Here is a 231-nt window from a genome sequence, read left to right on the forward strand (position 1 = left end):
CGTGTGCCGAAGCCATCCGCTGTTTCTTTGCCTACTCATGAAGACCAGCCTTCTGGCACTTCCACCGCTGCCAATGACCGCGCAACTGCTTTCCTGATCGACCAGGCCAGGCGGATCGATACCGACGTCGAGTGCGTGATCGTCAGAGGCTCCGGCCTTTGGCTGATGGTAGAGGTCCCGGAGCAGACGTTCCCCGCGCTGGTCGCGTTTCTGGACAAGTAACCGCCTGAA

General features: G+C 60.2%; 1 protein-coding gene. It reads left to right on the plus strand.

What is annotated here, in order from left to right; translation table 11 throughout:
- The coding region (locus tag ACQG3P_RS25080; protein WP_426806555.1) for a hypothetical protein at window positions 1-222 on the plus strand (222 nt) is incomplete at its 5' end.
- Between the last annotated feature and the right edge of the window lie 9 nt (window positions 223-231).

Source organism: Stenotrophomonas sp. SrG, assembly GCF_050031795.1.
Lineage (GTDB): Bacteria > Pseudomonadota > Gammaproteobacteria > Xanthomonadales > Xanthomonadaceae > Stenotrophomonas > Stenotrophomonas rhizophila_A.